At 73.2% G+C, this 4,395-nt stretch carries 4 protein-coding genes; 1 reads left to right on the top strand and 3 read right to left on the bottom strand.

What is annotated here, in order from left to right; translation table 11 throughout:
- The 3 genes from VR45_RS32130 to VR45_RS32120 all read right to left on the bottom strand — a co-directional run.
- Positions 1-332, bottom strand: a 332-nt coding sequence (locus VR45_RS32130; protein WP_045943405.1) for a DUF1304 domain-containing protein, incomplete at its 3' end; no start/stop codon positions are given.
- 106 nt (positions 333-438) lie between these two features.
- Positions 439-1,947, bottom strand: coding sequence for a hypothetical protein (locus tag VR45_RS32125; RefSeq protein ID WP_045943404.1), 1,509 nt, complete (start codon positions 1,945-1,947; stop codon positions 439-441).
- A gap of 145 nt (positions 1,948-2,092) precedes the next feature.
- Entirely contained in the window at positions 2,093-3,184 is a 1,092-nt protein-coding gene (locus VR45_RS32120; RefSeq protein WP_045943403.1) for a hypothetical protein, read from the bottom strand.
- A gap of 346 nt (positions 3,185-3,530) precedes the next feature.
- On the opposite strand from VR45_RS32120, the gene VR45_RS50260 reads away from it, so the two are divergent.
- On the top strand, positions 3,531-4,395 hold an 865-nt coding region (locus tag VR45_RS50260; protein ID WP_199926040.1), incomplete at its 3' end, for a BTAD domain-containing putative transcriptional regulator.

Raw genomic sequence — 4,395 nt, 5'->3', positions numbered from 1 at the left:
GCGCCGGGCAGGGCCTGGGCGAACAGGATCCGCCGGTTGGCGGTGGCGGCGCCGAACGCGCCGGCGACGACCACGCAGGACAGGAAGAAGACCTGGGCCTGGAAGCCGGTCGTGGTCGAGCCGGCGATCAGGCCCCAGACCAGTCCGGCGGCGAGGAAGCCGTTGTAGAGGCCCTGGTTGGCGGCCAGCGGGGCGGTGGTCCGGGCGAGGTCGGCGTCGAAGCCGGACAGCTCCCGGCCGGGCCGCCGCTGCCACAGGAACATCTCCAGGACCAGGAAGTACAGGTGCAGGGCGGCCACCAGGACCACCAGGACGTTCGCGGCCGTACGCACGGTCGACCTCCTTCTCTCATGGACAGGTGTCCAGCATACATGGACACCTGTCCAGAATGGCCAGGAGAGCCATGAGGGCCAGAAGGGTCAGGTGAGCCGGGCGGTCCTACTGGGGCTCGAAGTCGCTGTCCTCCTCCTCCCGGCGCTCCTGCTGCGCGTCGTACTGGAGCTGGAAGTCCATCTCGGTCTCGTTCAGCACCTCCCGCCGCGCGAAGAACTCGCCGGCGAGCACGTCGTCGCCGCCGTGCTGGTGCCAGTCGGCGAGGATCTGCCGCGGGCTGGCCGTCACGGCCCGGTTCCCTGCGCCGGGGACGACGGTGAGCTGGTACGCCTCGCCGGTGGTCGCGGGCGAGCGGTAGGTGAAGGTGTAGTACTTGAGGTCCCCGGCCGCCACCCCGTTGGCCACCAGCCGCTGATAGGCGTGCACCAGGCCGGGGTTGGCGAAGTTGCAGAGGAGAACGGTGACGCCGTCCCGGGACAGTTCCCGGGCGACGTCGACGATGGCCTTCTGGAACTCCGCCCCGTCGTCCCCCGTGCCGTAGGTGTTCGCGGTCCTGGAGTCGGCCGTCTCCGGCGACACCGCGTCGCCGGGCACCAGGCCGTTGCTGAAGGCCGGGAACGGACAGTCCATGAAGACGATGTCGCCCGGCTCGGCCAGCTCGCAGGTGCGGCGGAAGTCGCGGCACTCGAAGTCGAAGGCGGTGCCCAGCACCTTGTCCCGGACCGCGCCGAGGCGGTCACGCTCCTGGGCGCGCAGCGCGGCCAGCTCGCCGGCGGTGCGGTCCTTGCAGGTGGCGACCACCGCACCGGTGGGGCTCAGCTTGGTGCCGTGGACACAGCGGTTGACCAGCCAGATGTACTTGAAGCAGGTCACCATCGCCGTCGCCGGGTCGTCCCCGGCCCGCGCGAGCTCCGCCGTGCCGGTCGCCGTCTCCCGCAGCAACTGGTCGAAGCGGTGGACCAGATGGGCGTCCCACGCCTGTGCGAGCTTCAGGTACTCGTCGACGAAACGGGCGCCGAGCCGGCGCATCGTCCAGTAGCAGCCGATGACGTAGTGGTTGAGGTCCCCGGCGAGGACCGAGGCGAACGGCTGGATGCCGCCGGTGAACGCCTTCCCCCAGCAGGCGGAGTTGAGCCAGATCTGCCCCGAGCCGACGAACGGCTCGATCAGCCGGGGCAGTCGGCCCTTGTTGTCGACGAACTTGGCCTGGGCGACCCGGGCGAGCGCGAGTTGGGTGAAGTGGGTCCGGTTGTGCTTGTTGCCGGTGTACGGGGTGAGCCAGCCGAACTGCTCCGAGTCCGGCACCAGCAGGTTGGTGAACGCGCCGACGTAGCTGGTGTGTTGCTGGACGAAGTCCTGGTAGGCGCTGCCCTGGATGCCCGCGAAGTAGTTGAAGTCGCTCGGGGTGGATCGGGTGCCGGTGTGGACCGCGTGGTAGTTCGGCACCAGCATGTCGTGCGGGACGGGCCGGAAGTCGGCCCCGATCGTGAAGCCGCGGGCCGGCCGCCCGTTGCGCATGCGACCGAGGCCGCAGACGGCGCAGGGCATGCCGTCCTGGTTCCGCGCCCCGGTGTAGTCCCGCTCGAACCCGCAGCGGTCGCAGTAGATGTGCACGGTGTTCCCCCTCGGAAGTCGTCCCCCGCATGCCAGTGGGACGACAGTAGGGGGCGCGCCGCGGCCGCGCGGGCGGAACGGCGGAAGGTCCGTGCAGGTCGGGGGCGAACGGCGGCACGGGCGGAGCCGAGGACACAACACACCGTCAGCAGTGGGTGTCCCAGTGGTGCAGGGCGTCCAGCGCGGTGCTGCGGTCGGCGAGGGTGGGGGCCGCGTCGGGGGCGCCGAGCAGGTAGTCGGCGACGGGGGTGAGCAGCAGGGCGCCGCCGTCGTGGGAGCCGCCGGCGCCCAGCAGCCGGGCCTCGTCCCAGGTGTGGCGGATGACGGTGCGGCGCAGCAGGGTGCCGTGCCGGACGGGCAGTCGGGGGGTGGCGGCGGCCTCGGCGCGGCGGCGGCGCTCGGGGGCGAGTTCGGGGGTGAGGGCGGTGCGGACAGCGGCCAGGGTGCCGAGCGGCAGCAACGGGGCGGCGAGGTCGAGCAGGGCGGCGGCCTCGGGGGCGAGGCGGTAGGCGGCGAGGACGGCGGCGGTCTCGGCGGGTTCGAAGGGCTGGTCGGTGAGACAGGAGAGGTCGAGCAGGGCGAGCGGGTCGGGGGGACCGGAAGCGGCACCAGTGGCACCAGCAGCACCGGTGGCCCCGACGCCGCCCTTCCGGCCGAGTTGGGCCTCGGCGAGGGCGATCAGGCATTCGACGTGGTCGTCCGCGACCAGGTAGGGCCGGACCGGCACGGTGGCGCAGTCGCCGGGCAGGGCGGCCGTGGCGAGCCGGACCCGGTACCAGGGGTCGAGCAGCGGGTCCTCGGCGGGCCAGCGGACGGTGACGGCGGTGTGGTGCGGGCGGTCGCCGAGCAGGGTGATGTCGATGGTCTCCACCGGGTGGTCGGTGACCAGCCGGACGACGGCCTGCCAGAGCGCGGCCTCGCCGGGGGCGACCAGGTCGAGCGCGGCCTGGGGCCGGAGCAGGTCGGCGGGGTAGTAGCCGGCCAGCGGGAGGCCGTGGATGGCGCGGACGCCGGTGGACCGGGCCAGGTCGAGGGCGAGGCCGGCGTAGCGGTCGGCGCGGGCGCGGGCGCGGCGCAGTTCGGCGCGGGCGGGTTCGCCCATCCGGACGTCCTCGCGGGCCAGGGCGGAGAGTACGAGGTGGGGCAGGTGACGGCTGCCGCGGGCACGGTGGAGCAGTTCGGCCGGCCCGTCGGCCGGGTCGACGTCGAGCAGGTGGTACAGCAGAGCGGTGTTCACGGACGTCCGCCTCCGAAGGTATGGTCATGGCGCCCCACGCCGCCGACGGCCGAGGGCGGGGGCGATCACGACCGGGCACAGGGGGTACCCGGTCGCGGGAGGTGAAGGAGGGGCGCGGACCGGACCGTCTCCGGAGGGCCCCGGCAGGGTGATTCTTGCCGGTGGGGGTCAACGCCCGGTCACCACAGGCTCAACGGAGTCTCGACACCGGGCCTGACCTTGTGGCCAAGAACATCAGAAGTCTACAACTCGCATATCATCTGACATGTGCACGAACGGGGCGGGCACTGTCCTTGGGGCAGCAGGGGGCAGTATGAGCGATGTCCGTTTTTCCGTACTGGGTCTGATGCGGGCTCACCGCGGCGCGACGGCGCTCAAGGTGGGCAGCCCACAGCAGCAGGCCATGCTGGCCGTCCTGCTACTGAGGCCCGGCCACTCGGCCAGCGCCACGGACCTGATCGCGGCGCTGTGGGGAGAGGAGCCGCCGGGGGCGGCGATGACCACCGTGCGGACGTACGCGTGGCGGTGGCGGAAGGTGCTGGACGCCGTGGCGGCCGGGGAGGAGAACCCCGGCGGGAAGACCGGTGAGAAGACCGGTGAGAAGGGCGCGGGCAGCGTCCTGATGTCGATGGGGGACGGCTACCGGCTCGTCCTGCCCAAACTCGCGGTCGACGCGGAGCAGGCGGAGGCACTGGCCGCCGAGGCGGAGCGCACCGCCCGGGCCGATCCCCTGCGCGCCCGCGACCTGCTCAACCAGGCGCTGGAGCTCTGGCAGGGCGAGCCGCTGGCCGGGATCCCCGGGCCGTTCGCGGAGCGGCACCGGCAGCGCCTGGAGGAGCTGCGGCTGACCCTGCTGGAGGAGCGGATCGGCCTGGACCTGACGCTCGGCCGCTACTCGCGCTGCATCCCGGAGTTGACCGCGCTCACCACCGAGCACCCGCTGCACGAGCGGGCCTACGGGCTGCTGATGCGAGCCCTCTACCAGGCCGGGCGGCAGGCGGACGCGCTGGCGGTGTTCCGCGGCGTCCGGCAGCTGTTCCTCTCCGAACTGGGGGTCGGGCCGGGGGCCGAGCTGGAGCAGCTGCACCGGCGGATCCTGGAGGGCGACGCGACGCTGGCCGCGCCGCAGCCGCCGGGCGCCCCCGCCGGTGGGCCGCCCCCCGCTCCGGCCGGGCCGGCCGGCGCCGGGCCGGGCAGCCCCCGCGCCCGAC

This window comes from Streptomyces sp. NRRL S-495 (genome assembly GCF_000966955.1).
Classification (GTDB): Bacteria; Actinomycetota; Actinomycetes; order Streptomycetales; family Streptomycetaceae; genus Kitasatospora; species Kitasatospora purpeofusca.
The sequence above is the reverse complement of the archived record's forward strand: the minus strand, read 5'-3'. Positions and strand labels throughout refer to the sequence as shown.